The following is a 26,118-nucleotide window of genomic DNA, read 5'->3' on the forward strand; positions in this document are numbered from 1 at the left end:
CCGCGGGGCTCAGGAGTCGCGTGACGTCTCGGCGGCGCTACGTTACTCGAAGCGGATGTTCATCTCGTCTTCAAGGCCAAAAGCGTGCATCTTGCTGGGGTTAGCGAGCAGCTCCACTTGGTCACCCGGGCTCACGCGCGCGTGCGCGTCGATACGCGCGACCAAGCTCTGGTCGCCGTCGACGGAGGTGATGATCTGCGTCTCGGCGCCCAAGGGCTCGACCACCTCGACGGTCGCCTTGATGACGTTGTCCTGTTCGGGGATGGCGTCGACGCCGCGCAGACCCAAGTCTTCGGGGCGGATCCCGAAGTAGACCTTTTGACCGTTGTGGCGCTGCAGCTTCTGCGCCAGCTCGGGGTCGGGGCGGACGCTAAAGCTCTGCGAGGTGATCTTACCGTCTTGCACGGTGCCGACGAGGAAATTCATGGCGGGCGAACCCATAAAGCCCCCCACGAACTTGTTGATGGGCTTTTCGTAGAGGTTAATAGGCGAGTCGACCTGTTGGATGACCCCGTCTTTCATCACCACGATGCGCGTTCCCATGGTCATCGCCTCGACCTGGTCGTGGGTAACGTAGACGGTCGTAACGCCCAAGCGGCGGTGCAGCTTGGTGATCGAGGCGCGCATCTCGACGCGCAGCTTGGCGTCGAGGTTAGACAGCGGTTCGTCCATCAAAAAGACCTTCGGCTCACGCACGATGGCGCGACCCAACGCGACGCGCTGCCGCTGCCCCCCCGAAAGCTCGCGCGGGCGGCGCTCTAAAAGGTGTTCGATCTGGAGGATCTTGGCCGCTTCGCGTACGCGCTGATCGATCTCCGCTTTGGGCGTTTTGCGCAGCCGGAGCCCGAACGACATGTTCTGGTAGACGTTCATGTGGGGGTACAGGGCGTAGTTCTGGAAGACCATGGCGATGTCGCGGTCTTTGGGCGGCACGTCGTTGACGACGCGGTCGCCGATGCGCAAGGTGCCCTCGCTGATCTCCTCGAGGCCGGCGATCATCCGGAGCGTCGTGGTCTTGCCGCACCCCGACGGGCCGACGAAGACCATGAACTCTTCATCCTTGATGTGAAGGTTAAAGTCCTTGACGACCGTGACCGGTCCGTAACGCTTGTAGATGCTGTCCAGCACGACCTCTGCCATAACTCCTCCAGTGGCGCGACATCCCAGGCGCGAACCGTCCCAGGCGCGGTGGTGTAACCCGTGTGAGCAGAGTTTAACACATGCCAGGGGGGGCGTAAAGCGACGCGCGGGGCCGAAGGCGGGCTGCATAAACCCCCTTGAGCCCTGCATCAAGTTCCATTTTTGCCGTTCTGATCGCGCTTTTTGCCGCGCGTGCTATCTTGAGGCCATGATCAGCATCCTGGGGATTCCGATGGATCTAGGTGCGGGGCGACGGGGCGTCGACATGGGCCCCTCGGCGATCCGGCTCGCGGGGCTCGAGGCCTCCTTAAGGCGCCTCGGCTACGAGGTCAAAGACTACGGCAACGTCGAGTCGCCCGTCGCCGAGTCCTTGGGCGGTACCCCCGAGGCCGAGCCCAACGGGCTCCTCTACGCCGACACCATCGCGGCCGCCTGCCGCGCCGCTTACGAGCGGCTGCGCGGACTCCCCGGAGGGTTCCCCATCGTTTTAGGCGGCGATCACTCGGTGTCGATGGGGAGCGTTGCGGGTGTCGCCCACGCTGCGGAGGGCGCCGGGCGCACGGGGCTCTTGTGGATCGACGCCCACGCCGACCTCAACACCCCGGCCACGAGCCCGAGCGGCAACATCCACGGGATGCCGGTCGCCCACCTTTTGGGGGAGGGTGACCCGCGGCTTTTGGGCATCTGGGGGGGCGGCGCCGTCATTCGCCCCGAAGACGTCGTCTTTATCGGGCTCCGCAGCGTCGACCCGGACGAGCGCAGCTTGATTCGCGAACGCGGGCTGCGCGTCTACACGATGAAAGAGATTGACCGGCGCGGGATCGCGCCGGTCGCCGAGGAGGCCCTGGCGCACCTCGCCCACGTGCCGCGGCTGCACGTTTCGTTCGACGCCGACGTCCTCGACCCGAGCATCGCGCCGGGGGTCGGCACGCCGGTGCCGGGGGGGCTCAGCTACCGCGAGGCGCACCTCTTGATGGAGCTCTTGGCGGACGCCGACGTCGTGACGAGCCTCGACCTCGTCGAGGTCAACCCCATCTTGGACGTGCGCAACGCGACCGCCCGCATCACCGTGGAGATGGCCGCGAGCCTCCTGGGTAAGGCGATCCTCTAGGGCTCCTCTAGGGCTCACGTGTGCGGCGCGCAGCGCGTGGCGCGCAGGGAAGGCCACGCGCTACACGCTGCGCGCCACGAGCGCGCTTAGGCTACCAACACACTTAAAATTTAAGGTATAGTGTCGCTATGACACTCAGCTCCCCTTTGCAAGGCACGTCGTCGAGAGCGGCGCGGCGCATATGAGCCCCGAAGTGGCCGTTTTGGTGCGGGCCGCCCTGGTGGCGCTCGCCGTCTTTGGGCTCGAGGCCCTCGGTAGCGCCCGCACGCGGCGCAGGGGCGCCCTCGCGGCGAAAACGAGGCCGCCCGCCTCACCCCCCCAAGCTCCGGGCCCTGCGCCCGCTATTGTGCGGCTCGCCCCCCGCCCTCGAGCGCCGCACCAGGGCGAAAAGGCGGCCTGACCCCCACCCGAACCCACCGAAGATGGGGGGGTAACATAGGGACATGGCCGACGCTCCTGAACGCTCCACCCCCCTAGCGGCGCCCGCGCACGGTGCGGACTGCGCTTGCCAACCCGTCAAGTTCGCGCACCTCCACCAGCACACGGCGTACAGCCTCCTGGACGGGGCGGCGCGGATCAAAGACCTCATGGCGTGGGTCAAGGAGGTCTCGCCGGAGAACCCCACGGTCGCCATGACCGACCACGGCAACATGCACGGCGCGGTGGAGTTTTACAAAACGGCGGAGAAGTTTGGCGTCAAACCCATCCTCGGTTTCGAGGCCTACGTCACGGCGGGGAGCCGCTTTGAAAAACGGCGCCCCGCCGGCGCCTCGAAGCTCGACGGCGGTTACTTTCACCTAACGCTCCTCGCCAAAAACTTTAAGGGCTACCAAAACCTCTGCAAGCTCAACTCGCGGGGGTGGCTCGAGGGCTTCTACATGAAGCCGCGCGTCGACCACGAGCTCCTGCGCGAGTACTCGGAAGGGGTCATCGCCCTCTCGGGGTGCTTGGGGGCGCAGCTCCCCAGGTACCTGCTCGACTTGGGCGAAGAGGCGGGCGAGGAGATCCTCAAACAGTACCTCGATATCTACGGCGACAACTTCTTTATCGAGCTGCAAAACCACGTCCCCGAAAACCCGAGCGAGATGACCGAAAGCCTGCGCGAACTCACCGAGCAGCAGACGCGCCTCAACCCGATGCTTAAAAGCCTCGCGCACAAGTACGGCCTCGGCATGGTCGCCACCAACGACGGGCACTACGTCAAGAAGGGGGACGCCAAAGCGCACGAGGCGCTCCTCGCCATTCAGACCAAGACGACGCTCTCGGACCCCAACCGCTTCCGCTTTCCCTGCGACGAGTTCTACGTCAAAACCCCCGAGGAGATGGCGCGGGCGATCCCCGAAAGCGAGTACGAGGGGGCGCTCTCGAATAGCGTCTTGGTGGCGGAGATGTGCAACGTGGAGCTGCCCATCGGCTCCAAACGGGTCTATCAGATGCCCGAACTGCCGGTACCGGCGGGTCGCACGCTCGCCGAACAGCTCCGCGTGCAGACCTATGAGGGGCTTTTGGCGCGCTACCCCGTCATCGACGAGGCGCTGCTCCGGCGTTACCTCGCCCTGTCGGAGGTAGCCCCCAAATTAGGGCCTCTAAACACGCTTGAAGAGGTGCTGAGCGGCCTCGCCACCGCCGGGGAGGTGTGTCAGCGGCGGGCGCGCGAGGAGGGCACCAAATACGTCTCTTACGCGCACCTCGAAAAGCTCAAGGCGCAAGGGGGGGTGAGCGAGGAGGCGCTCACCATCTTGGAGCGCGCCGAGTACGAGCTCGGCGTGATCATCGCCATGGGTTTCCCCGACTACTTTCTGATCGTCGCCGACTTTATCAACTGGGCCAAAAGCCAGGGGATCGCGGTCGGACCGGGGCGCGGGTCGGGGGCGGGGAGCCTCGTGGCGTACGCGACGCGCATCACCGACATCGACCCCTTGGCGTTCGACCTGCTCTTCGAGCGCTTTTTGAACCCCGACCGCGTCTCGATGCCCGACTTCGACGTCGACTTCTCCGACGCGCGGCGCATGGAGGTCGTCGATTACGTCCGGCGCAAGTACGGCGAGGAGAAAGTCGCGCAGATCGCCACGTTTGGGACGATGGCCTCCAAAGCGGCCGTGCGCGACGCCGCCAGGGTGCTCGAGGTCCCCTACGCCGACGCCGACGCCGTCTCTAAACTTATCCCCGTCGTCTTCGGACGTTCGACCCCCATCAAAAAGGCGCTCGAAGAGGTTTCCGAGATCCGCACCCTCTACGAGGGGGGCGCCAAGGAGTTCATGGACGTCGCCATGACCCTAGAGGGTTTGACGCGCCACGCCTCGGTCCACGCCGCGGGCGTGATCATCGCGCGCGAGCCCATCCAGGAGCTCGCGCCGGTCTTTCGCAGCGGCGACGGCCCGATCGTCTGCCAGTACGACATGGGTTCGGTCGAGGAGCTGGGCTTTCTCAAGATGGACTTTTTGGGGCTGCGCACGCTCACCTTTATCGAGACGGCGGTGCGCATCATCGAGGAGTCGCGCGGCGTCACCTTGGATCCCGACGCCTTCCCCCAGGGCGACCCGAAGACCTTTGAGCTGCTCTCGCGCGGCGAGGCGGCGGGGGTGTTTCAGTTCGAGTCGCCAGGGATGGTCGACACGCTTAAAAAGCTCCGTCCCAACCGGATCCAGGACCTGATCGCCGTCTCCGCGCTCTACCGCCCCGGCCCGATGGAAAACATCCCGACCTATATCCGGCGCCACCACGGGCTCGAGGAGGTCGACTACACCGCCCAGTTCCCCGTCGCGGGCGAGTATTTGGCCCCCATCTTGGAGGAGACCTACGGCATCCCGGTCTACCAGGAGCAGATCATGCAGATCGCCCAGGCGGTCGCCGGCTACACCTTGGGCGAAGCGGACCTCTTGCGCCGCGCGATGGGGAAGAAAAAGGTCGAGGAGATGCTTAAGCAGCGCGAGGTGTTCCTCGCGGGCGCGGCCAAAAAGGGCATCCCGGCGGCCGAGGCGAGCGCCATTTTCGACCTTTTAGAGAAGTTCGCCAACTACGGCTTTAACAAGTGCTTGGTGGGCGACACGCTCATTCCAAACGCAGAAACGGGCGAACTCGTAACGATAAGAGAGCTTCACGAGGCCGGGTTGCGCCCCACAGTCGTCAGCGTGTCGGCGCTCGAGCTGGTTCGGGCGCCCGTTGCGGAGACGCTCGAAAACGGCGTCAAACCGGTTTGGACGCTCGTGACGTCGCTCGGCAAGCGCATCACGGCGACCGGCAACCACCCCTTTTTGACGCTCGACGGCTGGAAAGACCTCAAAGATCTCCGCGTCGGCGACCGTATCGCTTCACCGGCGAAGCTGCCCGTGCAGGGCACCGAGCGTTGGGAGCCGCATCAGCTCGTGCTGCTCGGTTGGACGCTCTCCGAGGGCAACACGTGCCACCCTTGTGGGGTCTACCTCTACAGCCAAGACGACCAGGCGGTCGCCGACATGGTGGCAGCGGCGCAGCGCTTCAGCAACACCTGCCCGACCGTCACGCGTCGGCCGGAGCGCCAGAACACCTACGACGTCTATCTGGGTACGGGGCGGCGTGGCGCCTCCAGCGGGGGCCGCTCTGGCGCACGGTTGTGGCTCGAGTCGCTCGGGGTCGTGGGGCAAAGCGCTTCAGAGAAGCACTTTCCTAAAGCCGTCTTTTCGCTCACCAACAGCTGCCTCGCCATCCTCCTGGGACGTTACTGGTCGGGAGACGGCTTCGTGGCCGGCAACGGCAACGTCACACCTTACGCAGCGACCGCCTCGAAAAAGCTCGCCACGCAGCTGCAGCACCTTCTGTTGCGCTTGGGCGTGGTCAGCCGCGTGACCCAAAAGCACTTCGCCTATAAAGAGGGCCGCGTAGGCTACACCGTACACGTCGTCGGGCGGCGCAGCGTCGAGGCGTTTTTGGAGCACCTCGCCCCACACATCGTCGGTAAAGAGGCGCAGCTCGCCTGCTTGCGCGAGGTGCTCAAGCGCACCCCGCCAGCGTGTGAAAGCGTCGACACGTTACCCCCGGAGGTCAAAACGTGGGTGCAGGAGGCGCAGCGCGAAAGCGGCTTGACCTGGCGTGAGATTGAAGCGCGGAGCGGGGTCTGTACAAAGGAGTTCTACAGCTCTTTGGGGGCGCACAAAAAGGGGTTTCGGCGCGCCACCATCGGCAAGCTCGCCGCGTTTTTCGGCTCCGAAAAGCTTCTGCGCGCGTGCAGTGAGGACCTCTTCTGGGAGCGCGTCGAGCGCATCGAACCTGCAGGCGAAGCGATGACCTACGACCTCACCGTCGAGGGCACGCACAACTTCGTCGCGGGTGACCTCATCGTGCACAACTCGCACTCGGCCGCCTACGGCGCGCTCTCTTACCAGACTGCCTACTTAAAGGCGCACTACCCGGTCGAGTTCACCGCTGCGCTCCTCACCGTCGAACGCGGCGACTCGGACAAGGTCGCGCAGTACGTTACCGACGCGCGCAAGTTGGGCGTGCAGGTCCTGCCCCCCGACATCAACGAGTCGCGGAGCGACTTTACACCGGTCGGCGAGGTCGTGCGCTTCGGGCTCTACGGGATCAAAAACGTCGGCGACGGGGCGGTCGAGCACATCTTGGAGGTGCGCAAAGCGGGACCTTTTAAAGACCTCTTCGACTTCTGCAAACGGGTCGACTCGAGCCTCGTCAACAAGCGCGCGTTGGAGCACCTCGTCAAAGCGGGGGCGTTCGACAAACTCGGCGACCGCAGCGCGATGCTCGCCAACTTAGAGAGCGCCATGAAGTGGGGTGCGGCGCAGCGCGAGCAGGCGGCGGCCGGGCAGCTGTCGCTCTTCGGCGCCGAGGAGGTCAAACCGCCCGAGGTCAAGGTCGAAAAGCCCTACAGCACCCTCGAGCTGCTGCGCTTTGAAAAGGAGGCGCTGGGGCTCTACATCTCCGACCACCCCATGAACTCGTACCCGGGGCTCGCGCACGCGGCGAGCTGCACGGTCGCGGGGCTCGAGGCGTGCTACCGGGAGCTCGTCGCCGCCTCGCGGGGGGAGACGCGGCAGCGCCTGGTGCTCGCGGGCATCATGCAAAACGTCGTCAAAAAGGCCGCGCGTTCGGGCAACATGATGGCGTTTTTCGACCTCACCGACGAGACCGGCAGCAAGGAGGTGGTCGCTTTCGGGCGCACCTACGAGGAGGTCGCCGACAAGCTCCGGGAGGACGCGCCCGTGGTGCTCGTGGTCGAGGTCTCCGAACGCGAGGGGACGCTGCGGCTGATGGTCGACAAACTCATCCGCTGGGACATGCGGGAAAACCTCCCCGAGGTCGCGGTCGTCACGTTCGACCTCAGCGAGGTCGACGAGCCGCTCCTGACCGACTTTCGCAGCCGCGTCGACGAGCTTGCGGGCACCACCCCTTTGCAGCTCAAGGTGCGCGCCCCGTGGGGCACCGCGACCTATCAGACCGAGGGGCTACGCATCGACAGCGCGCGCCTTAAGGAGCTCGAGCACACCTGCCCCTGGCTCCGCGCGGACGTGACGTTAGACCGCGACGGGCTCCTGCGGGCGGCAGCCAACCGGGGGCGCTTCGGCAAACCCCAGGAGGCGGCGTTCCGCCCCGCCGAGGTGCCCTTTTAGGGGTCCGGTGTCGAGCCTGGGGCGCGCTGCGTGTCCGTATCCGTAGCCCCCACGCGCCACGGGCCACAACCCCGCGACTGCTCTGGTACCTGCAGCACCCGGTGAGGGCGCTCGAGGCTGCACACTTGAGGTATGGCTCCCTACCCCGCCAGAGGGCTGCGCCGCACCGTGCTCGCCGTCGCCCTGCTCAACCTCGCCTACTTCGGCCTCGAGTTCGGCGTCGCGCGGGCGATCGGCTCGGTTGCGCTCTTTGCCGACAGCATCGACTTTTTAGAGGACGGGTCGGTAAACCTGCTGATCCTCTTCGCGCTCGGTTGGAGCGCCCCCAACCGGGCGCGTTTGGGCGTGGGGCTCTCGCTGTTGCTGCTCGTCCCGGGGTTCGCCGCCCTCTGGACGGCGGGGAGCAAGCTCCTGCACCCCCTCCCCCCCGACCCGGCGCCGCTCTCGGCTGTGGGCCTAGGGGCGCTCGGGGTCAACCTGCTCTGCGCGTGGCTGCTGGTGCGCTACCGCGAGCACCGGGGCAGTCTGGTCCGCGCGGCGTTTTTGTCGGCGCGCAACGACGCGCTCGCCAACCTCGCCATCCTCGCCGCCGCACTTCTGACGCTCGCGACCCTCTCGGCGTGGCCCGACCTCGTCGTGGGGCTTGGGATTGCGGCGCTGAACGCCGGCGCGGCCGCCGAGGTCTACCGGGCAGCCCGCGCCGAACGGCACCCCGCCGCCCCGTAGCACCCTCCGTCACGAACCGCGATGCGGGGTCGTGCTGGGGTGAGGTTGGCGAGCCGCGCGCCAATCCGCTAGCAGCGGGGGTGGAGCCACACACCCCCGCGGCGCCCTCACGTCCCGTCACCGCTACGCCAACAGGGTGTCTGGGGGCGGAGGCAGATGAGAGACGTGTGTAAGACGTTGGCCACGTGAGCACCCAGGGGTTCGTTATACTGCCCCAATGGCAGATTACTACGAGCTTTTAGGGGTTTCTAGAACCGCGGACGCCGCCGAGATCAAGTCCGCTTACCGAAAGCTCGCGCTCAAGTATCACCCCGACCGCAACCCCGGCGACAAGACGGCCGAAGAGAGGTTTAAAAAACTCAACGAGGCCTACGCGGTGCTCTCCGACCCGGAAAAGCGCGCCCACTACGACCGCTACGGCACCGCCGAACCGGGCCCCGTGGCGGGCGACATCTTCGACATCTTCGCCTCGGTCTTTGGCGGCGGCGGGTTCGGGACGGGCTTCGGGACGCGCGTGCAGCGCGCGCAGCAGGGTGAGGACCTCGAGACCACCTTGACGATCACCCTCGAGCAGGCGCGCGCCGGGGCTGAGGTCCCCTTGGAGGTCGAGCACCTAGGGGTCTGCAGGCGCTGTGACGGCGCGCGCGCCGAACCGGGTTCGGGGGGGCGGCAGATCTGCCCCACGTGCCGCGGCGCCGGTCAGGTGCGGGCGCAGACGCAGTCGTTTTTCGGCACCGTGGTGACCAACCAACTCTGCGGGCAGTGCCGCGGCCTCGGCGAGGTGATCACCACCCCCTGCAGCGCGTGCCGGGGTGCGGGGCGCACGCGGGTGACGGAGACCGTGACGGTCAAGCTCCCGCGCGGTATCGACGGGGGGTACCGGCTGCGCATCCCGCGCGCGGGCAACGCCGGGCTCGACGGCGGCCCGGCGGGCGACCTGTACGTCTACATTCAGCTCGAGCCGCACCCGCACTTTTCCCGCGACGGCGACGATTTGCGCTACGAGCTCGCGGTCGGCATCGCCCAAGCCGCGCTCGGCTGCGCCTTCGAGGTGCCCACGATGGACGGCAGCGAGGTCATCCAGGTCCCCCCCGGCACCCAACCCGGCACCGAGTTCCGCCTCCGCGGGGAGGGGATGCCGCGGCTCCAGGGTCACGGCGTGGGCGACCTCATCGTCACCGTCCGGGTCGAGGTCCCGCAGAAGCTCTCGCCGCGCGCGCGCGAGCTGCTCGAGCACTACGCCGCCGAGGTGGGCGAGACCATCGAACCGCACGAGGGGTTGGGCGAACGGCTGCGCGGGCTTTTCCGTCGGCCCAAAGTCGAGCGCTAGACCCGTCCGGCCCGCCGCTGACGACCGGCGCCGTGTCCGGCACGCACGCTTTGGCACGCACGCTCGGTGGTGACCGTAAAGCGCGGGGGGCGCAGGCGACGCGCGCCTACATCCACCGCCGGCGCCGCTTGTACGCCTTGACCTCGCGAAACGACTTGCGCTCGCCGCCCCCCGTGGTTCCCATGTAGAACTCCTTAACGTCCGGGTTGTCGCGCAAGGCGGCGGCGCTCCCCTCGAGCACGATCCGCCCCCCCTCCATGATGTAGCCGTAGTCGGCGATAGAGAGCGCGACATTAGCGTTCTGCTCGACCACCACGACCGTCGTCCCGGCAGCGTTGATGGCCCTGATGCGCTCAAAGATGTCGCGCACCAACAGGGGCGCCAAACCGAGCGAGGGTTCGTCGAGCAAGAGCAGCTTGGGCCGCGCCATCAAGGCCCGCCCGATAGCGAGCATCTGCTGCTCACCCCCCGAGGTGTACCCCGCTTGGCGCTGCCGGAGGTCGTAGAGGCGCGGGAAGATCTCGTAGATCCCTTGCAGCTCGGCCCTGACGTCGGTGCCGGCGGGGCGGGTGATCGAACCGACGCGCAGGTTCTCCTCGACGGTGAGGTGCTTAAAGACGCGGCGCCCCTCGGGCACGCTGACGATGCCCAACTTGACGAGCGCGCGCCCCCCGAGGGCGTTTGTACGCCGCCCCTCGAAGGTGATGGTGCCCCCCTGCAGCGAGCCGTTTTCGGGCTTTAACAGGCCCGAGAGAGCGCGCAGCGTCGTCGTCTTGCCCGCCCCGTTGGTGCCGAGCAGCGCGACCACCTTGCCGCGCGGCACCGCGAACGAGACGCCGCGCAGCACCTGGACGATGTCGTGGTAGACGACCTCTAAGTTGTTGACCTCGAGCTGCAGCTCGCCGAGGTCGCTCGGGCGCACGGGGGCGCTGTGAGGGCCTGAGCTAGGCGCGTCCGCTTGGGTCATAGGTGTCCCGTCGGGCGGGTGTGGGGGCGCTAGGGCCCCCGGGCGCCCTAATCGCGAGGGTGAACCTGCGCGAAGGTCTCGGAGTTGTAGGGCTCGGTGATGGCGACAAACTCGCCCTCTTGCACCTGCAGCAGCCTGAGCGCGTCGACCCCGACCCGGTCGGTGTCGCTAAAGGAGATCGGCCCGACGGCGAAACCGGGGTCGAAGGCGCCGTCGGCGTCGTCGTTCATCGCGAGCAGCGCTTCGTACATCGTCGCCGAGGTCACCTCGTCGCCCCGCTCTAGCACCCGCCGCGCCGCCTCCGCGTAGATCGCGACTTGCATCAGACCGGTGGTGTAGTTTACGTCGGCGATCGTCGTTTCGGAGCGGCCGTAGCGCTCGCCGATCTCACGTTGCAGCGCCATACCGGGTGCGTCTTCGTCGCTGCGTACAAAGTACGAGGTCGCCCAGATGTACCCCTCGGCGGCGTCCCCCGCGAGGTCGGTGAGCGTCGCACCGCCCGTGTAGTGCGCGCCCATAAAGGTCATCGTGTCAAAGAGCCCCAACGCTTGTGCCGCGTTGAGCATCGCCGCTACGGGCGACTCGACCGTCTGCGCCAGGACGTACTGCACCCCCTGCGAGCTCCAGCGCTGGAGCATGGCGGTGTAGTCGGTCGCCTCGCCGTGCTCTTGCACGTCAATGATCTCGACGCCCAAAAGCTCCGCCGCCGCCCGCGCGTCGGTTACAGGGTCGCGACCGAACGGGCTCGGGTGGCTCAAGATCGCGATGCGCACCGGGTCCTCACCCTCGTGGTTGTCGGCGACGTACTCCATCAAGGCGAGCAGCTGCTCGCTATAGGTGGTGATCGGCAGGAAGTTGTACTCGTTGTCGGGCGGGTCGATGACCCCGATGTGGTAGCTCGCCGAGATAACCGGCATCTCCTCCTCGACGGCGTTGACTTTGAGCTGCAAGGTCGCGCCGGTCGAGTACGAGATAAAGGCGACCATCCCCTCGTCTAGGTAAGCTTCAAAGTTGCGCAGGGTGTTGTTGTTGTCATACGCGTCGTCGTTGATCAGGCAGCGCAGCGTCGCGCCGTCGGGCAGTAACCCCTCGTCGTTGACGTAGCGGCAGTAGTCGGTCACCCCCTCGAAGACGAAGCGGCCCGCGTCGCTCGTGGGCCCCGTCGCGGCCCCCGACCACCCGATGACGACCTCCTGCGCCGACGCGGCGCCCAAGAGAAGCGGCAGTAGCAGTGCAGCTCTTTTCATCTCTCCTCCTTCAAGCCTTTAGCGCGTGACAAGACGACCGGACATCCAACGAGCGGTAGCTATACCCTGTAGCTATACGTAGCTGTACCCTGGTCGAACCCCCTTTACCTGCAGCCCACGCTTAGGGCGCGGCGCCTGAGCACCGTTAAGCTGCCCTAGTAGCGAAACGGCCAGCGTTTGGCGTACTGCCGCAGCAGGCGCCACCAGTTGGCGAGCCCGCGCGGCTCGAAGATCAAAAAGAGCACGATGATAAGCCCGAAAACGGTCGGCCGCATCGCGGTCGCGACGTCGATCGTAGCGGGCATAAAGCCCCCGACAAAGCCGGCGAACGACTCCACCCAGGGATCCAAAAAGGTGAGGAAGGCGGGGCCGATGAGCGAGCCCACCATCGTCCCGAGGCCGCCGACGATCGCCATCGCGAGGAAGTTGATCGAGATGCCCAGGGTAAACGACTCGATGATCACCGAGCCGTCGTAAAGGGCCAAGAGCGCCCCCGCGACGCCCGCGTAAAAGCCGGCGATGGCAAAGGCCATGACCTTCGTGCGCCCCGGGTCGATCCCCATGGCGTCGGCAGCGCGGTCGTTGTCGCGCACCGCCACGAGCGCCCGGCCGAACTTGCTCCTCAAAAGGTTGCGCATCGCCACCGCGAGGATGATCACCACCACGAGCGCGAAGTAGTAGTAAAAGGGGCCGATAAGCGCCGAGCCGCGGATCTCCTCGCCGAAAAAGCTCACCCGGGGCACCCGGATGCTCCCCCCCTGGTTGAGCCAGGGGGTGTGCCCGACGCTCCAGGTAAAGATGACCTGAAAGGCGAGCGTGGCGATCGCCAGGTAGAGGTGCTTTAAGCGCAAGCTGGGCAGACCGACGAAAGCGCCGACCGCCGCCGCGACGGCGCCCCCCAACGGGAGGAGCAGCGCGGCGAACCAGAAGGGGATGGTGCTTTCAAAGCCCAACACGGGGCCCCCGACGTCGCGCGCCAACACCGCCGCGGTGTAGGCGCCGACCCCCATGAACGCCGCCTGACCGATCGAGATCTGCCCCGCGTAACCGGTGACGATGTTAAGCCCCATGACCGCGACCGTGTAGATGAGCGCGATGTCGAAGAGGCGAAAGAGCGAGCGCGTCATAAAGGGCGCCTGCGGAAGCCAGAAGAGCAGCGCCAGCAGCGCGATCAGCGAGGCGAGCTCGCTGTAAGAGGCGAAGATCGTCTGGTCCTCTTTGTAGGTGCGGCGGTAGTTGCCGGACTGAAACCAGCGGTTAACGGCCATGGGGGAGGGTCCTGTAGGGTTGCGAGCGAGGGCTTATAGCGTGCTCAGAGGTCCGGGGCCGGGGGGCCGTAGCCACTGCTGACTTCTGGCTTCTGGCTTCTGACTCCTGCCTACACACGCTCGATCTCCTCGGTGCCGAAAAGGCCGTGTGGTTTAATGAGCAGAATCAGCAGCAGCACGATAAAGGGAAACACCTCGCCGGTGCCGCCGCCGGGGACGTAGGTGTCTAGGTAGCCCGACGAGAGCTGTTCCAACACGCCGATCAAGATCCCTCCTACGACCGCGCCGGCGATCGAATCGAGGCCGCCCAAGATGACCGCCGGAAAGACGCGCAACCCCACGGCGGTCAGCCCCGAAAACTCGAGCCCGTAAAGCCCGCCGACGATAAACCCCGCCGCCGTCGCGCTGAGCCCCGCCGCCGCCCACGCGAGGCCGAACACCCGCTCGACCGAGACCCCGACGCTGAGGCTCGCGAGCTGATCGTCGGCGACCGCGCGCATGGCGATACCGAGCGTGCTGCGTTTAAAAAACCACATGAGCAGGGCGATAAAAACGAGCGTAAAAAGGATCGCCAGGGCCTGCTCCCAGCGCAAGATGAGCGTCCCACCGGCGACGTTAAAGCGCAGCGGCACCTGCGGCAAAAAGTTGGGGTAGCGCGCTGTAAGGGTGCCGAAGGGCGTAAAGTACACGAGGCCCGAGAGAAGGCTCGCTAGGCCGATCGTTACCATGATGACGCTGATGATCGGTTCGCCGACCATCGGCCGCAGAAAGAGCCGCTCGATACCGCGCCCTAAAAAGAACATCAGGGCGAGCGCGAGGGCGAGCGCCAGCCAGATGTTGAGCCCCGCCCACACGGTGAGGCCAAAGACCGCAAAGGCCCCGATGGCGATAAGCTCGCCGTGGGCGAAGTTGATCACCCGGCTCGACTTGTAGATGAGCACGAAGCCGAGGGCGGCGAGCGCGTAGATGCAGCCGACCGCTACGCCCGTCAGCAAAAGCTGCAGAAAGTAGATCACCCGCTCCTCCCAACCGCCTCGCGCGGCTCGAGGCTCCCCACCGCGCGCGGGGCGTAGACCGTCACTTCGGTCTCGAAGCGCACGCGCTGCCCGTCTTGGTAGCGAAACTCCGCGCTCACCGGTACCCGCGTCCGCGCCGGGTCGTACAGCGCCTCCAGGAGCGCTTTGTAACGCTCCGCGATCACCTTGCGCCGCACCTTGCCGGTGCGGGTCAGCTCCTCGTCGTCGGCGTCGAGGAGTTTGTAGAGGAGCACAAAGCGGTGCACGCGCTCCTCAGGGCGGAGCGTCTCGTTGGCCCGTTCGACCTCGCCGGTGATCAGCTCGCCCACGGCGGGGAGCTGCGAGAGGTCCATATAGGTGGTGTAGGAGATCCCCCGCTCTTCGGCCCAGGTGCCGACCGTGAGCGGATCGATGTTGATCATGGCGGTCAAAAACGGTTTGCCCCCTCCGTAGACCACCGCCTCCTTGATAAAGGGGCTGAACTTGAGTTTGTTCTCGACCGCCTGCGGCGAGAACATGTGCCCGCTCTCGGTGTGCATCACGTCGCTCACCCGGTCGATGATGACGAGGTGCCCGCGCTCGTCTAGGTAGCCCGCGTCCCCCGAGCGGAAAAAACCGTCTTCAGTGATGGTCTCCTCGAACGCTTCGGGGCGGCGGAAGTAGCCGTGGCAGACCCCGGCGCAGCGCGTGAGCACCTCCCCCGCTTCGGAGATGCGCACCTCGACCCCCGGCAGGGGCACCCCGACGGTGTCGGGGCGGATGTCGCCATCGGGTTGGACGTAGGCGAGCCCAGCCGTCTCGGTCTGGCCGTAGACCTGCTTGAGGTTGACCCCGATCCCCTGGAAAAAGGTGAAGGTGTCGGGGCCGAGCGCCGCCCCCCCCGTGTAGGCGCGGCGCAGGCGCAAAAACCCGAGCTGGTCTTTGAGCGGCCGGAAGAGCAGCGCGTGCGCCAAGCGGTAGGCGAGCGCGAGCCCCCAAGGCAGGCGCTCGCCGCGCATGCGGTAGGCCGCCGCGCGCTCGCCGACGCGCATGAGCCGCCGGTAGACCCAACGGTTGAGCGTGTACGACTCGCTGATCTTGACCCAGATGGCGGCTTGCACCCCCTCCCAGACGCGCGGCGCACCGAGCATCATGTGGGGGCCGATCTCCTTAAGGTCGCTCATCGCCGTCTCGCTGTCTTCGGGGAAGTTCACGACCATCCCCGTCAGCAAGGGGAGCGCAACGGCAAAGACCTGCTCGACGATCCAGGCAAAGGGCAGGTACGACACGTAGTCGTCGCCGGAGGCGATCGGGTCGACCTGGTGGAGCGCTGTGGCCATCGCGAGGTAGTTGCGGTGGCTGAGCATCGCCGCCTTCGGGCGGCCGGTGGTGCCCGAGGTCGTCGAGAGGTGGCAGATGTCGTCTGGGTTGCCCTGCGCGACGTGCGCGCGAAAGAGCTCGGGCTCGCGCGCGCCGAGCGCTTCGCCGAGCCTTAAGAGCTCGCTCCAGGTGATAAACCAGGGGTCTTCTAAGTAGGCGCGCATCCCGCGCGGGTCCTCGACGATGACCTTTTTAAGGTGCGGCAGGCGTTCGCGCAACCCGAGCACCTTGTCGACCTGCTCCTGGTCCTCGGCGAGCAACACGCTCGCTTCGGTGTAGCTGAGCAAATAGTCGACCTCGTCGGGGGAGCTCGAGGCGTAGATACCGACCGTCATCGCCCCTAGGCTCTGGGCGGCGAGCTCGAGCAGCAACCACTCGGGGATGTTGTCGGCGAGCACGGCGACGCGGTCGCCGGGCACCACGCCGAGCGACAGCAGCCCCAGCGCGGCGCGGCGCACCTCGCTTTCGACCTCCCCCCAGGTGCGCTCCTGCCACACCCCGAAGTGCTTGTGGCGCAGCGCTACGGCCTTCGGCGCGCGCGCCGCGCGCTCCAAAAGAAGCTGCGGCAGGGTTTTGTCGGGCGTTTTTTCGATCACCTCTACGCCCACGCGCGGTCCCCCCAACCGTTCTCCCCCACGTAAGCGGCGATGACCGCCGGGTCGGCGGCGACCTCCTGCGGCGTCCCGGCGGCGATGCGCTGGCCGAAGTCGAGCACCACGACCTGATCGCTAATGTCCATCACCACGCCGAGGTCGTGCTCGATCAACACCACCGTCACCCCCATCTCCGCCTGCACGTCGAGGATAAAGCGCACGATATCCTCCTTTTCGGCCAGCGTCATCCCCGCCATCGGCTCGTCAAGGAGGAGCAGCTTGGGTGCGAGCGTCAGGGCGCGCGCCATCTCGATCCGTTTGCGCACCCCGTAGGCGAGCTCGCCGACCACCGCCTTGCGAAAGGGCTGCAGCTCCATAAAGTCGATCACGCGCTCTACGTGGGCGCGGTTTTCGGCCTCTTGCTGGCTCGCCCGCCCGTAAAAGACGAGCGACGACCAGAAACCGTACGCGAGGTGGCGGTGGCGCGCGAGCATGAGGTTGTCGACGACCGACAACCCCGAAAAGAGCTCGATGTTCTGAAAGGCGCGCGCGATGCCGAGCTGCGAGACGCGGTGCGGTGGGGCGCCGCCGATCTCGACGCCTTCAAAGCGGATGCTCCCGGACTGCGCCCGGTAAAACCCCGAGATGCAGTTGAGCAAACTTGTTTTGCCCGCACCGTTGGGACCGATGATCGAGGTGATGCTCCCCGCTTCGACGGCTAACGACACCGATGTGAGGGCGTTGAGGCCGCCGAAGGTCAGCGTCAAGTTGTCCACCACGAGCTGCGACGACACGCCGATAAACCCTCCCTGGGTGGCTACCCCCCTTGAGCGTCCTCACGTTGTACAGGCCGTTATGGGGGCAGTATAGCAGCGCGCAGCGTCTTGTCAACCAGCATGCTGCGCCCTTGGGACACCGCCCAGAAGGGTTGACAAGGCCCCGCCGGGCTCTATAGAATCTCTTTCGGCCTCAGGCCTTTGGGGCACGCGGTGGGGTGTCGTCTAATGGTAGGACCGCGGATTTTGGTTCCGTTAATCGGGGTTCGAGTCCCTGCACCCCAGCCAAAAAGCGCTCAGCGTACGCTGAGCGCTTTTTTTGTCGGCCCGTCTTTTGTGAACCCGTCGCGGGCCTGACGAAAGCAGCTCCACGAAGGGCTACCGGTAGCCTCCGTACGGGCAGGGGTGGTTGGGACGAGCGCGTTTCCGCCACGCCTGCTGGGCTACCGCGCGCGAGACCGCGGCGGCCGCACCAGCTGGTGGTGTGCGACGAAGCGCGCGGCGCGCGGGTCGCTGAGGAGCGGGCGCCCCAGCTGCAACGAGAGCACCGCCGGTGCCGGGTTGCCCTCCAACACGTAAAACCCGCCGTCTGTCACCATGACGTCCCAACCGACGCAGCGCAAAAAGGGAAAGCGGCGCACGAGCGCTAGGAGCTGCCCGGTGATCGCCGACCAGTAGGGGACTTTAAGCCCCCGGATGGCCTTGCCCGTCTCGGGGTGCGCGTCGAAGTACACGGGGCGCCCCGCCGTCTGCTCGGGGTACCTGAGCGCCGCGCCGAGCGTTCCCGTCGCGACGTCTAAGGGGACGACGATCCCCCCGCGCGACCAGTTGTCGGTCGGGGCGCTCGAGCGCACCCCGAACTTGTGGTAGGCGGCGGCGATAAAGGGGGCGTCGTCGGCTGCGGGGTCTTGCAGGGTCACGACGCGGAGCGCGTTGCCCGCCTCCGGAAACACCTCCGTCGCGTAGGCGGCGGGTTGCAGCCAGGGGGTGACGAGGTAAGCGTCGAGGGTGCCGATAAGCGCTAGCGCCGCGGCCGGCGAGGTCGTCTCGCCGTTGACGACAAACCGCCCTCCGTCGGCGTGCAGGCGAAAGACCCCCTTGCCCTTGCTGCCGTAGATGGGCTTGAAGACGAGCGGCCGCTGCGCGCGCGCGAGGAGCCCCTGCGGGCTCAGCGCCTCGCCGCTCGGCGACACCACCCGCCCCTGCGCAATGAGCGCTAGGTTGGGCGGCACGCTCACGTGCGCCCCCAAAAAGCGCTCGAAGAGCAGCTTGTCGTTAAGCACGCCCATCGCAAGCGCCCCGTTGGTGCCCCGCAGCGCCCTAAACGCCGCGTCGGGGAGGTAGGCCGAACGGTCCGAAGCGCCGTGCGCGAGGGCGTAAAAGGTCTTCGAGCTCCGCTTGAAGCCGCCGCGCCAGCGCCATACGAGCGCCGCGCGAAGGCGGCTGAAAGGCCCCTCGGACGCCCCGCTCGAGGGGCCGGGGTTAGGGTGCGGGGGGGCGCTCGCGGGCGCACCGTGGGGCGCACCGTGGTAGGGCGCCCCCCCTACCGAGCGCCCCGCGGGGCGAGCGGAGGGCCGCGGCGACGGCCGCGGTGAGTTGGGCAGGTTTGGAGGGTTCATGTGCCTAGGGTAGCGGACCTAGCCTGCGCGCCGCGGCGCATCTGCACAGCGGCGCCCCCACACCCGAACGCTCGCGAGCGCCGCGCCCAACGCTCAAATCCGCCCCCGCCGGGGGTGGGGCGAGGGGGTACACAAGCCCCGGCGTACACCAGCGTTACGGCGTCGCGGGGTGCATAGGGGGTGCATGGGGGGCACAGCTACAGGGCTCCGATAGGCCAGCGCCGTGCGGCGCGGGACCAAGCGAGGGAGCGGGACCTGTTAGGCTAGAGCAACCCCCCACAGCGGGTGATCTCGCTTGTATCTCACGACCGCTATGTCGCTTATGACCGACACGCCCCCCGACGCGCCCCCCCTCGAGGCCGCCCTCGCCGCCTTTGCCGACGTGCTCGAGAAGGCCCGGGCCGACCCCGAGCTCGCCGCAGCGCTGCGGCGAGCAGCGCGCGCGCTGCTCGCCGCGCTCCCCGAGCCCCGTGAGGAGGCCCCGCAGGGCGACGAAGGGGACCCCTCACCGGCCGCGCCGCCGGCCACGGCGGACGAGGTCGCGGCGCTCGTCGCGACCTTCGCGCGCCGGGCGGCGCCCGAAGCTCCCGTGGCCCCCCAACCCTTGCCGCTCGAGGCGGTGCCCGCCCGCCTGCGCCTCAAAGCGCGCGCCTGTCGCTGGCTCCGCGAGCACGGCTTTACCAACGACGAGGAGGCTTTGCGAGCGCGCTACCGGCTGTTAGACGAGGGCCGCGCCGCGGGGTGCCACCTCTGGATGCTCGACCCGAACGTCGTCAACCCCTACGCCACCACCCCCTTGGAGACGCTCGCGGCGGCGTTTGACGCTGCCGCCCGCCTCCTCGAGGCGTGGCTGGCGTCGCCGCCGCCAGCGCCCGAAACCGAGCTGGCGCCGCTGCTCGACGAGGCGCAGGGCGCCCTGCGCGGGGCGGTCGCGGCGGTGCATACGCGCGAGGAGCTCTGGTTCGACGAGGACCAACGGGCGATCTTTGAAGACCTCAAGCGCTACGGCGCCGAGAGGCGGCTCTTTTTGCCCTACTTGAGCCTCAAGCGCCACCCCGACCCCGCGGCGAGCGCCGAGCGCTTGGCGCGGCTCGAGGCGCTCCTCGAGCGCTCGCGCGGCAGCGCCGCGCAGCTCAAAGAGCGGCAAAAGGCGCTTAACCGGCTCGCCTATCACGCGCGGCAGCTCGTCAAAGGCTCGCCGCAACCGGCGCACGAGTGGGCGCGCCTCGAGGAGGCGTTCGCGCGCCTTTTGGAGCTCGGCGTACCGGAGAGCGACCCCGCGCTGCGCGAGCACCTAGGGCCGCTCGCCCCGTTGCGCGCCGCCGCCCCCGCCGAACGGCTCGGGCGCGTGCTCGAGCTGTGCGCGGCGCCCAAACCCGCCCCAGCGCACACGGTACCCCCCCCGCCGCCACCCGACCCCCTGGTGGCGGAGGCCGCCGCGCTCCTCGCGGGGCGGACGCTCGTGCTGATCGGCGGCGAGCCGCGCCCCGAGGCCCGAGAGCAGCTCGAGGCCGCCCTCGGCTGCCGGGTGGACTGGCCGGACGCCCCCAAACACGCCAGCCCAGACCTCTTCAAGCCCGCGATCAGCCGCCAGGAGGTCGGCGCGGTGCTGCTCCTGATTCGCTGGAGCAGCCACGTCTTCGGCGAGCTCGAGCCGCTCTGCGCGGCGCACGGCAAACCGTTTGTGCGGGTGACCGGGGGCTACAACCCCAGGGCGCTCGCGCGGGCGATCCTCGAGCAAGCCGGCGAGCAGCTGCGCGCGCAGCGGGCCGCGGGAGCGCTGCCCAGAGCGTGACGCCGCCTCACGTTTCGCCCTCGGCGCGGCGTATGCGATACTGGCCGCATGCAGATCGGTTTGGTCTTAAGCGGCGGCGGCGCCCGCTGCTTCGCGCAGGTAGGGGCGCTTAGAGCCCTCGAGGAGCAAGGTGCCGAGGTGACCGCGATTGCGGGCAACTCGGCGGGGGCCATTATCGGCGCGTTCTACGCCGCGGGGCACCGCGCCGAAGCCATCGCCGAGATCCTCTGCAACGCCGACTACGGCGCCCTCTTGCGCGTCAAAGGCGGTGCGGGGCTCAGCGGACACGAAAACATCGCGGCGTTTTTGGCCGAGCACCTGCCGGAGACCTTCGACGCGCTCAAAGTCCCCCTCGCGGTTCCCGCTACCGACATTCAGAGCGCCGAGCAGGTGGTCTTTAGCGCCGGCCCCCTCGTCCCCGCCGTGTGCGCCAGCAACGCTTTTCCGGGGCTTTTCTTGCCCATCGAGCACGCCGGCCGCACGCTCGTCGACGGCGGGCTGCTCAACAACTTCCCCCTCGACCTCATCCGCCCCCTGACCTCGGCGCGGGTCGTCGCGCTCGACACCCGCCCCTCCCCTACCGCCCGCCTCGACCTCCCCGCCGAGGACGCGGGGCTGTGGGGGCGCCTCAAGGGCTCGTTCGACGGCCGCATCCCGATGATCGCGCGCGTGCTTGAAAAAGCCTACACGATCACCCAGTCGCGGCTCATCGAGCTGCTCGCCGCCATGCACCCCCCCGACCTGTGGATCAGACCGGCGCTCAGCGACGACTTCGACATCCAGGATTTCGGCCGCTTCGAGGAGGCTTACGAGCTCGGTTATGAGGCCGTGAGCCGCGCGGCGGACGAGCTCAAACGCGTCACGCGCGCGGTCACGTCCGCCGAAGACGCCTGACTCACGTCACCCCGCCAGCCGCCCGAAACGCCCGGTGCGCCCCGCTCCGCAGCAGCTCCTGCAGCGCCGCGACGGTCTGTTCAAGCTCCGCTTCGGTGTTGTAGAGCGCCACGGGCGCGAGCCGCAACAAGTTGGGTGCGCGGTAGTCGGGGATGATGTGGCGCGCGCGCAGCGCGAGGCTCAGCAGGTGCGCTTCGGGGTGCTCGAGCGCGACGTGCGCCCCCCGCGCGCGCGGGTCGCGCGGCGTCTTGACGGAACACTCCGGCAGGTGCGTATCGGCGAGCGCGATGAGGTAGTCCGTGAGCGCCAGAGACCGCTGCCGGACGTCCGCGATCGTCACCTCCTCGAAGACGCCCAGAGCGCCCTCGAGCCCTGCAAGCGCCAGGATGCTCGGCGTCCCCATCTGAAAGGCCCCCGCGCCGCGCGCCTTGCGAAAGGTGGGGGCCATCTCGAACTGCACCGCCTTGTCGCTCCCCCACCACCCCGGCAGCCCCGGCGCGCGCTCAAAGTGCCGTTCGTGGACGAAGAGCCCCCCCGGCGCCCCCGGCCCCGCGTTGAGGTACTTGTACGAGCACCACACCGCGAAGTCCACCCCGTCGTCATGAAAGTCGTGCGGTACCGCGCCGATGGAGTGCGCCGCGTCCCAACCGATGAGCACCCCCGCCTCGTGCGCGGCGCGCGTCAGCGCCGCGACGTCTAGCAGCTGCCCGCTCCGGTAGAGCACGGTCGGCAGCACGGCCACGGCGACGTCGGGCGTCAGGGCCGCCAGGAGGTCCTCTTCGTGCAGCGTGTGCCCGTCGCGCGAGGGCACGAGTTTAAGCTCGCCGCCCCCGCGCTCCGCCCACGCCGCGAGCGCGTAGAGGTCGCTGGGGAAGTCCAGCGCGGTCGCCAGCAGGTTGCGGCGCGCCCCCTCGGGGCGGTAGAAGGTCGCGAGCAGCGCGTGCAGGTTGCTCGTGATGCTGCCCGTGGCGATGACCTCGTCCGGACGCGCCCCCACGAGCTTGGCGAGCGCGGGCGAAAGGCGCTCGGCGAGACCAAACCACTCCTCCCAGGCGCTCACCGCCAGGTGCTGCCACCCCTTCAAGCGGCGCTCGATGGCCGCCTGCGCCCCGTAGCAGAGGGGTCCCAGCGAGTTGCCGTCTAGGTAGATGCCGCGCGGCAGCAAAAAGGCGTCGCGTTTCACGTCGGCCTAGGGCTTGCGCAGCACGGCCCGCACCGGCGAAGCGTCGGCCTCGGGGAGGTTGAGGGGCAAACAGAGGAGCTCGTAACGCCCCTCGTTCACACCCTGCAGGTTGAGCCCCTCGAGGATAAGCACGTCGCGCTCGGCACACGCCCGGTGCGCCGGGAGGTCCTTGCTGTTTAGCGCGTCCACACTCGGCGCGTCCGTACCGATGAGCCGCACCCCGCGGTCCGCCAGCAGGTGGATGACCTCGGGTGAAAAGGTGTGAAAGCGCTCCGGAAACGCCTCCCACACCTCGGGCTGACCGGTAAAGAAGAGCACCCGCTCGGGGAGCCTGGGAAAGGGCTCCAAAAGCCCCGCCTCGAGCCCCGCCAGGGCGTAGATCACCTGCGCGGGGCCGCTTAGCCGCTCGAGCGCCACCTCCCCCAGACGCACCCCGTCCTCGTCGTAGTGGTACGGCGCGTCGAGGTGCGTACCCACGTGCGTCGAGGTCGAGAGCGCCATGACGTTGACAGCGGCGCCCTCGGCGATCTTGGAGGTGGGCTCGAGCGTAAAGGGCGTGTCACCGGGCCAGTTGGGGTGCCCCCGATAGAGGGCGCGGGTAAGGTCGATCATGCGCTACTCTAACGCACCCGTCTGAAGCTTTAGAGCGCTCCAGAACCCGAAACCCTAGCGGCGAACCCCCCTCGTCCGGTTTCAATCCCCTGACGGGGCAGATCCTTTTGCAACCCGCATCCGAAACGTAACATGGCTTGCGGTTGACGAGGTTTTGTTTCAATCCCCTGACGGGGCAGATCCTTTTGCAACCACCGGCTACGACATGGGCACTTTTGAGTTCGGCGGCACCGGTTTCAATCCCCTGACGGGGCAGATCCTTTTGCAACAGGTTTTGACGCCGAGGGGAGCGTCCCCCAGACTCAGGCGGGTTTCAATCCCCTGACGGGGCAGATCCTTTTGCAACAGAGTCCTGGCACGCGCATGTCGAGCGCGCCGGTATCGAGTTTCAATCCCCTGACGGGGCAGATCCTTTTGCAACCGGGGGACATCTACCTCGTCGTACATGGGGCCGCATACTTGTTTCAATCCCCTGACGGGGCAGATCCTTTTGCAACACTCTTAAACATCCCGGCTGAGTTACGGGGTGTCGAGTTTCAATCCCCTGACGGGGCAGATCCTTTTGCAACTTGACGTTACTGACAACGAGTTCTACTCGGTGGACGAGAGGTTTCAATCCCCTGACGGGGCAGATCCTTTTGCAACCTGGGACTCAGGTCAAGTGGGTTGGGCGTACGTCACACGTGTTTCAATCCCCTGACGGGGCAGATCCTTTTGCAACTACTAGAAAGGAGCGGAGATGCAGTACGAGGACTGCGTTAAGTTTCAATCCCCTGACGGGGCAGATCCTTTTGCAACTCAACCCGAACGTGATCAGAGACGACCGGCGACGCTTCAGTTTCAATCCCCTGACGGGGCAGATCCTTTTGCAACCACAGACCCTAGGAAAGATAGGACTGCCTACGAGACGCTCCTGTTTCAATCCCCTGACGGGGCAGATCCTTTTGCAACCGCACCTCGAGCGCCGCAACCTCGACGCCGCCGGTACGCGTGTGTTTCAATCCCCTGACGGGGCAGATCCTTTTGCAACTCACAAGCATTTGGAGGGGAGAAATGATAGTTAATTTTAAAGTTTCAATCCCCTGACGGGGCAGATCCTTTTGCAACATGGCGAGTTTGTTGACCGTCTCCGTAAAACGTGAGATGTGTTTCAATCCCCTGACGGGGCAGATCCTTTTGCAACTCTACCCTCTGGAAGGGCCGTCTGGCAAGGGGTTTTCGAGGGGTCAATTTGCACCCTTCAAGTTATCCACAGCTTGGCCTGTGGATAACCCCAAAAGGACGAGGCGCGGGCTGTGGATAACTGCTAAAGATGACTGACAAACGCTGAAACGTTCTCGGTCGGCGCGGGTTGTCAAGGTGCGCGTCACGGTGGGGGCGTGACGGTATAAGGATAACATACGCTGCGGGGTTATGCAGCTGGGGAGGTGGGGTGGCGGGGTGGGCCGGTGCTGGGGTGCTCGCGAAAGCCGCAGCGCCGCGTCACCCGGGTGGGCAACGCGGCGCGCGGTGGGCGCGGGGGGGTTAAAAGGCCGCCCGTTCGACCACCGAGGCGAGGTCGCGGGCGACCTGTTCGATCACCACGGGGTCGCGCCCCTCGACCATGACCCGCACCAAAGGCTCGGTGCCGGAGGGGCGCAAATTGACGCGCCCCTCGCCGTTGAGGCGCGCTTTGGCGAGCTCGAGCGCGGCGACGACGTGGGTGTGCTCGGCGACCTTGGCCTTGGTCTCCGGCGCCACGCGGACGTTGAGGAGCGTCTGCGGGTACATGGTGATGGCGTCAAACCACGCTTCGAGCGGTTTCCCCGAAGCGCGCACCGCCGCGAGCGTCTGCAGGGCGCTCAAGATGCCGTCGCCGGTGGGGGCTTTGTCGAGAAAGAGCAGGTGCCCCGACTGCTCGCCGCCCAGGGTGAGGCCTTCGGCGCGGAGCATCGCGTGTACGTAGCGGTCGCCGACCGGCGCGCGGTGAAAGGCGACGCCGTGCGAGCGCAGAAAGTGCTCGAGCCCCAAGTTGCCCATCACCGTCGAGACGACCGCCCGTTCGCCGCGGTGCAGCGCGCAGATGGCGAGCATGTGGTCGCCCGTGACGAGGCGCCCGCGGCGGTCGACGAGGAGCGCGCGGTCGGCGTCGCCGTCGAAGGTGACGCCGAGGTCTAGGTTTTCGGCCGCGACGAAGCGCTGCAGCGCGGCGGGGTGGGTGGAGCCGCAGCGGGTGTTGATGTTGAGGCCGTCGGGTTCGGCGTGCAGGGTGCGCACGTCGGCGCCGAGCGCGCGAAAGACCTCCGGCGCGAGGCGGTAGGCGGCGCCGTGGGCGCAGTCGAGGGCGACCTTGAGGCCGCTCAGGTCGGGGCCGTGCGAGAGCAGAAAGTCGCGGTAGGGGTGCGACCCGTTGGTGGTAAAGGTGCTCGCCTCGCCGATCTCGGCGCCCGTGACCTCACCTAGCTCGTGCGTGCGCGCGAGCAGCGCCTCGATCTCGGCCTCGAGCGCGTCGGGGAGCTTTTCCCCCTCGCGGTTAAAGAACTTGATGCCGTTGTCGTCGAAGGGGTTGTGTGAGGCGCTGATCACCACGCCCGCGTCGGCTTGGAGCTCGCGGCAGAGAAACGACACCCCGGGGGTCGGCAGCACGCCGAGGTCGCGCACGTGCGCCCCCCTCGAGGTGAGGCCGGCGGCGAGCGCGAAGGCGAGCATCTGCCCTGAGCGCCGCGTGTCGCGGCCGAGAAGGAGGGTGGGCGCCCCCGAGCGGTCCGCGCGGCCGTGCTGCGCGAGCACCTCGGCGGCGGCGACGCCGACTTTAAAAGCGAACTCCGCGGTCATGGGGGGGCGACCGGCGACCCCACGGATGCCGTCGGTACCGAAATAGCGTCTCACCATACCGGGTA

General features: G+C 67.2%; 17 protein-coding genes, 1 tRNA gene and 1 CRISPR repeat array. Of the genes, 7 read left to right on the top strand and 11 right to left on the bottom strand.

The window, feature by feature from the left end:
- Positions 1-42: 42 nt before the first annotated feature.
- Complete coding sequence (locus tag TRAD_RS11700; protein WP_013178823.1) at positions 43-1,140, bottom strand: ABC transporter ATP-binding protein; 1,098 nt, start codon at positions 1,138-1,140, stop codon at positions 43-45.
- 208 nt (positions 1,141-1,348) lie between these two features.
- On the opposite strand from TRAD_RS11700, the gene rocF reads away from it, so the two are divergent.
- From rocF to dnaJ, 4 genes are all read left to right on the top strand, one after another.
- Positions 1,349-2,251: an arginase gene (gene rocF / locus TRAD_RS11705; RefSeq protein WP_013178824.1), complete on the top strand. Its 903-nt coding sequence runs from the start codon at positions 1,349-1,351 to the stop codon at positions 2,249-2,251.
- 443 nt (positions 2,252-2,694) lie between these two features.
- Positions 2,695-7,854, top strand: coding sequence for a DNA polymerase III subunit alpha (gene dnaE / locus TRAD_RS11715; protein WP_013178825.1), 5,160 nt, complete (start codon positions 2,695-2,697; stop codon positions 7,852-7,854).
- A gap of 132 nt (positions 7,855-7,986) precedes the next feature.
- Positions 7,987-8,580, top strand: a complete 594-nt coding sequence (locus tag TRAD_RS11720; protein ID WP_013178826.1) for a cation efflux transmembrane domain-containing protein — start codon at positions 7,987-7,989, stop codon at positions 8,578-8,580.
- A gap of 217 nt (positions 8,581-8,797) precedes the next feature.
- Positions 8,798-9,910 carry a molecular chaperone DnaJ gene (gene dnaJ, locus TRAD_RS11725; protein WP_013178827.1) on the top strand — a complete coding sequence of 371 codons (1,113 nt, stop codon included), beginning with the start codon at positions 8,798-8,800 and terminating at the stop codon, positions 9,908-9,910.
- 106 nt (positions 9,911-10,016) lie between these two features.
- On the opposite strand, the gene TRAD_RS11730 is transcribed toward dnaJ, so the two are convergent.
- The 6 genes from TRAD_RS11730 to TRAD_RS11755 form a co-directional block, all read right to left on the bottom strand.
- On the bottom strand, positions 10,017-10,877 hold the full coding sequence (locus TRAD_RS11730; RefSeq protein WP_013178828.1) for an ABC transporter ATP-binding protein: 861 nt from the start codon (positions 10,875-10,877) through the stop codon (positions 10,017-10,019).
- Positions 10,878-10,924: 47 nt separating this feature from the next.
- The gene (locus TRAD_RS11735; RefSeq protein ID WP_013178829.1) at positions 10,925-12,124 is read right to left on the bottom strand and encodes an ABC transporter substrate-binding protein; all 1,200 of its coding nucleotides are present in this window, start codon (positions 12,122-12,124) and stop codon (positions 10,925-10,927) included.
- 155 nt (positions 12,125-12,279) lie between these two features.
- On the bottom strand, positions 12,280-13,392 hold the full coding sequence (locus tag TRAD_RS11740; protein ID WP_013178830.1) for a branched-chain amino acid ABC transporter permease: 1,113 nt from the start codon (positions 13,390-13,392) through the stop codon (positions 12,280-12,282).
- Positions 13,393-13,502: 110 nt separating this feature from the next.
- Positions 13,503-14,408 (bottom strand): branched-chain amino acid ABC transporter permease, encoded by a 906-nt coding sequence (locus TRAD_RS11745; RefSeq protein ID WP_013178831.1) that lies wholly within the window; start codon positions 14,406-14,408, stop codon positions 13,503-13,505.
- Positions 14,405-16,363, bottom strand: coding sequence for an AMP-binding protein (locus TRAD_RS11750; RefSeq protein WP_221401605.1), 1,959 nt, complete (start codon positions 16,361-16,363; stop codon positions 14,405-14,407). Before TRAD_RS11750 ends, TRAD_RS11745 begins: the two co-directional genes overlap by 4 nt.
- A gap of 2 nt (positions 16,364-16,365) precedes the next feature.
- Positions 16,366-17,154: an ABC transporter ATP-binding protein gene (locus tag TRAD_RS11755; RefSeq protein WP_013178833.1), complete on the bottom strand. Its 789-nt coding sequence runs from the start codon at positions 17,152-17,154 to the stop codon at positions 16,366-16,368.
- A 196-nt stretch (positions 17,155-17,350) separates the two neighbouring features.
- Here TRAD_RS11755 and TRAD_RS11760 point away from each other — a divergent pair.
- Positions 17,351-17,424, top strand: a tRNA-Gln gene (locus TRAD_RS11760).
- Between the two features lie 155 nt (positions 17,425-17,579).
- On the opposite strand, the gene TRAD_RS15385 is transcribed toward TRAD_RS11760, so the two are convergent.
- Complete coding sequence (locus TRAD_RS15385) at positions 17,580-18,755, bottom strand: sugar-transfer associated ATP-grasp domain-containing protein (RefSeq protein ID WP_013178834.1); 1,176 nt, start codon at positions 18,753-18,755, stop codon at positions 17,580-17,582.
- A gap of 322 nt (positions 18,756-19,077) precedes the next feature.
- Here TRAD_RS15385 and TRAD_RS11770 point away from each other — a divergent pair, with 322 nt between their 5' ends.
- Positions 19,078-20,550 carry a hypothetical protein gene (locus TRAD_RS11770; RefSeq protein WP_148221244.1) on the top strand — a complete coding sequence of 491 codons (1,473 nt, stop codon included), beginning with the start codon at positions 19,078-19,080 and terminating at the stop codon, positions 20,548-20,550.
- Positions 20,551-20,598: 48 nt separating this feature from the next.
- Positions 20,599-21,444 (top strand): patatin-like phospholipase family protein, encoded by an 846-nt coding sequence (locus TRAD_RS11775; RefSeq protein WP_013178836.1) that lies wholly within the window; start codon positions 20,599-20,601, stop codon positions 21,442-21,444.
- Between the two features lies 1 nt (position 21,445).
- Here TRAD_RS11775 and kynU read toward each other — a convergent pair whose 3' ends face one another.
- The 3 genes from kynU to glmM form a co-directional block, all read right to left on the bottom strand.
- Positions 21,446-22,627 carry a kynureninase gene (gene kynU, locus TRAD_RS11780; RefSeq protein WP_013178837.1) on the bottom strand — a complete coding sequence of 394 codons (1,182 nt, stop codon included), beginning with the start codon at positions 22,625-22,627 and terminating at the stop codon, positions 21,446-21,448.
- A 6-nt stretch (positions 22,628-22,633) separates the two neighbouring features.
- Positions 22,634-23,239, bottom strand: coding sequence for a cyclase family protein (locus TRAD_RS11785; RefSeq protein WP_013178838.1), 606 nt, complete (start codon positions 23,237-23,239; stop codon positions 22,634-22,636).
- Between the two features lie 78 nt (positions 23,240-23,317).
- Positions 23,318-24,422: a CRISPR direct-repeat array (repeat unit 36 nt; unit sequence GTTTCAATCCCCTGACGGGGCAGATCCTTTTGCAAC).
- Between the two features lie 341 nt (positions 24,423-24,763).
- A complete protein-coding gene (gene glmM, locus TRAD_RS11790; protein ID WP_013178839.1) occupies positions 24,764-26,110 on the bottom strand; it encodes a phosphoglucosamine mutase in 1,347 nt (448 codons plus the stop codon).
- Positions 26,111-26,118 lie beyond the last annotated feature (8 nt).

The organism is Truepera radiovictrix DSM 17093 (assembly GCF_000092425.1).
In the GTDB taxonomy this organism is placed as follows: domain Bacteria; phylum Deinococcota; class Deinococci; order Deinococcales; family Trueperaceae; genus Truepera; species Truepera radiovictrix.

Excerpts from the sequence above, each read along its gene's own strand:
- TRAD_RS11700 (WP_013178823.1), bottom strand. The coding sequence starts at position 1,140 with ATGGCAGAGGTCGTGCTGGACAGCATCTACAAGCGTTACGGACCGGTC.
- rocF (WP_013178824.1), top strand. The coding sequence starts at position 1,349 with ATGATCAGCATCCTGGGGATTCCGATGGATCTAGGTGCGGGGCGACGG.
- dnaE (WP_013178825.1), top strand. The coding sequence starts at position 2,695 with ATGGCCGACGCTCCTGAACGCTCCACCCCCCTAGCGGCGCCCGCGCAC.
- TRAD_RS11720 (WP_013178826.1), top strand. The coding sequence starts at position 7,987 with ATGGCTCCCTACCCCGCCAGAGGGCTGCGCCGCACCGTGCTCGCCGTC.
- dnaJ (WP_013178827.1), top strand. The coding sequence starts at position 8,798 with ATGGCAGATTACTACGAGCTTTTAGGGGTTTCTAGAACCGCGGACGCC.
- TRAD_RS11730 (WP_013178828.1), bottom strand. The coding sequence starts at position 10,877 with ATGACCCAAGCGGACGCGCCTAGCTCAGGCCCTCACAGCGCCCCCGTG.
- TRAD_RS11735 (WP_013178829.1), bottom strand. The coding sequence starts at position 12,124 with ATGAAAAGAGCTGCACTGCTACTGCCGCTTCTCTTGGGCGCCGCGTCG.
- TRAD_RS11740 (WP_013178830.1), bottom strand. The coding sequence starts at position 13,392 with ATGGCCGTTAACCGCTGGTTTCAGTCCGGCAACTACCGCCGCACCTAC.
- TRAD_RS15385 (WP_013178834.1), bottom strand. The coding sequence starts at position 18,755 with ATGAACCCTCCAAACCTGCCCAACTCACCGCGGCCGTCGCCGCGGCCC.
- TRAD_RS11770 (WP_148221244.1), top strand. The coding sequence starts at position 19,078 with ATGACCGACACGCCCCCCGACGCGCCCCCCCTCGAGGCCGCCCTCGCC.
- TRAD_RS11775 (WP_013178836.1), top strand. The coding sequence starts at position 20,599 with ATGCAGATCGGTTTGGTCTTAAGCGGCGGCGGCGCCCGCTGCTTCGCG.
- TRAD_RS11785 (WP_013178838.1), bottom strand. The coding sequence starts at position 23,239 with ATGATCGACCTTACCCGCGCCCTCTATCGGGGGCACCCCAACTGGCCC.
- glmM (WP_013178839.1), bottom strand. The coding sequence starts at position 26,110 with ATGGTGAGACGCTATTTCGGTACCGACGGCATCCGTGGGGTCGCCGGT.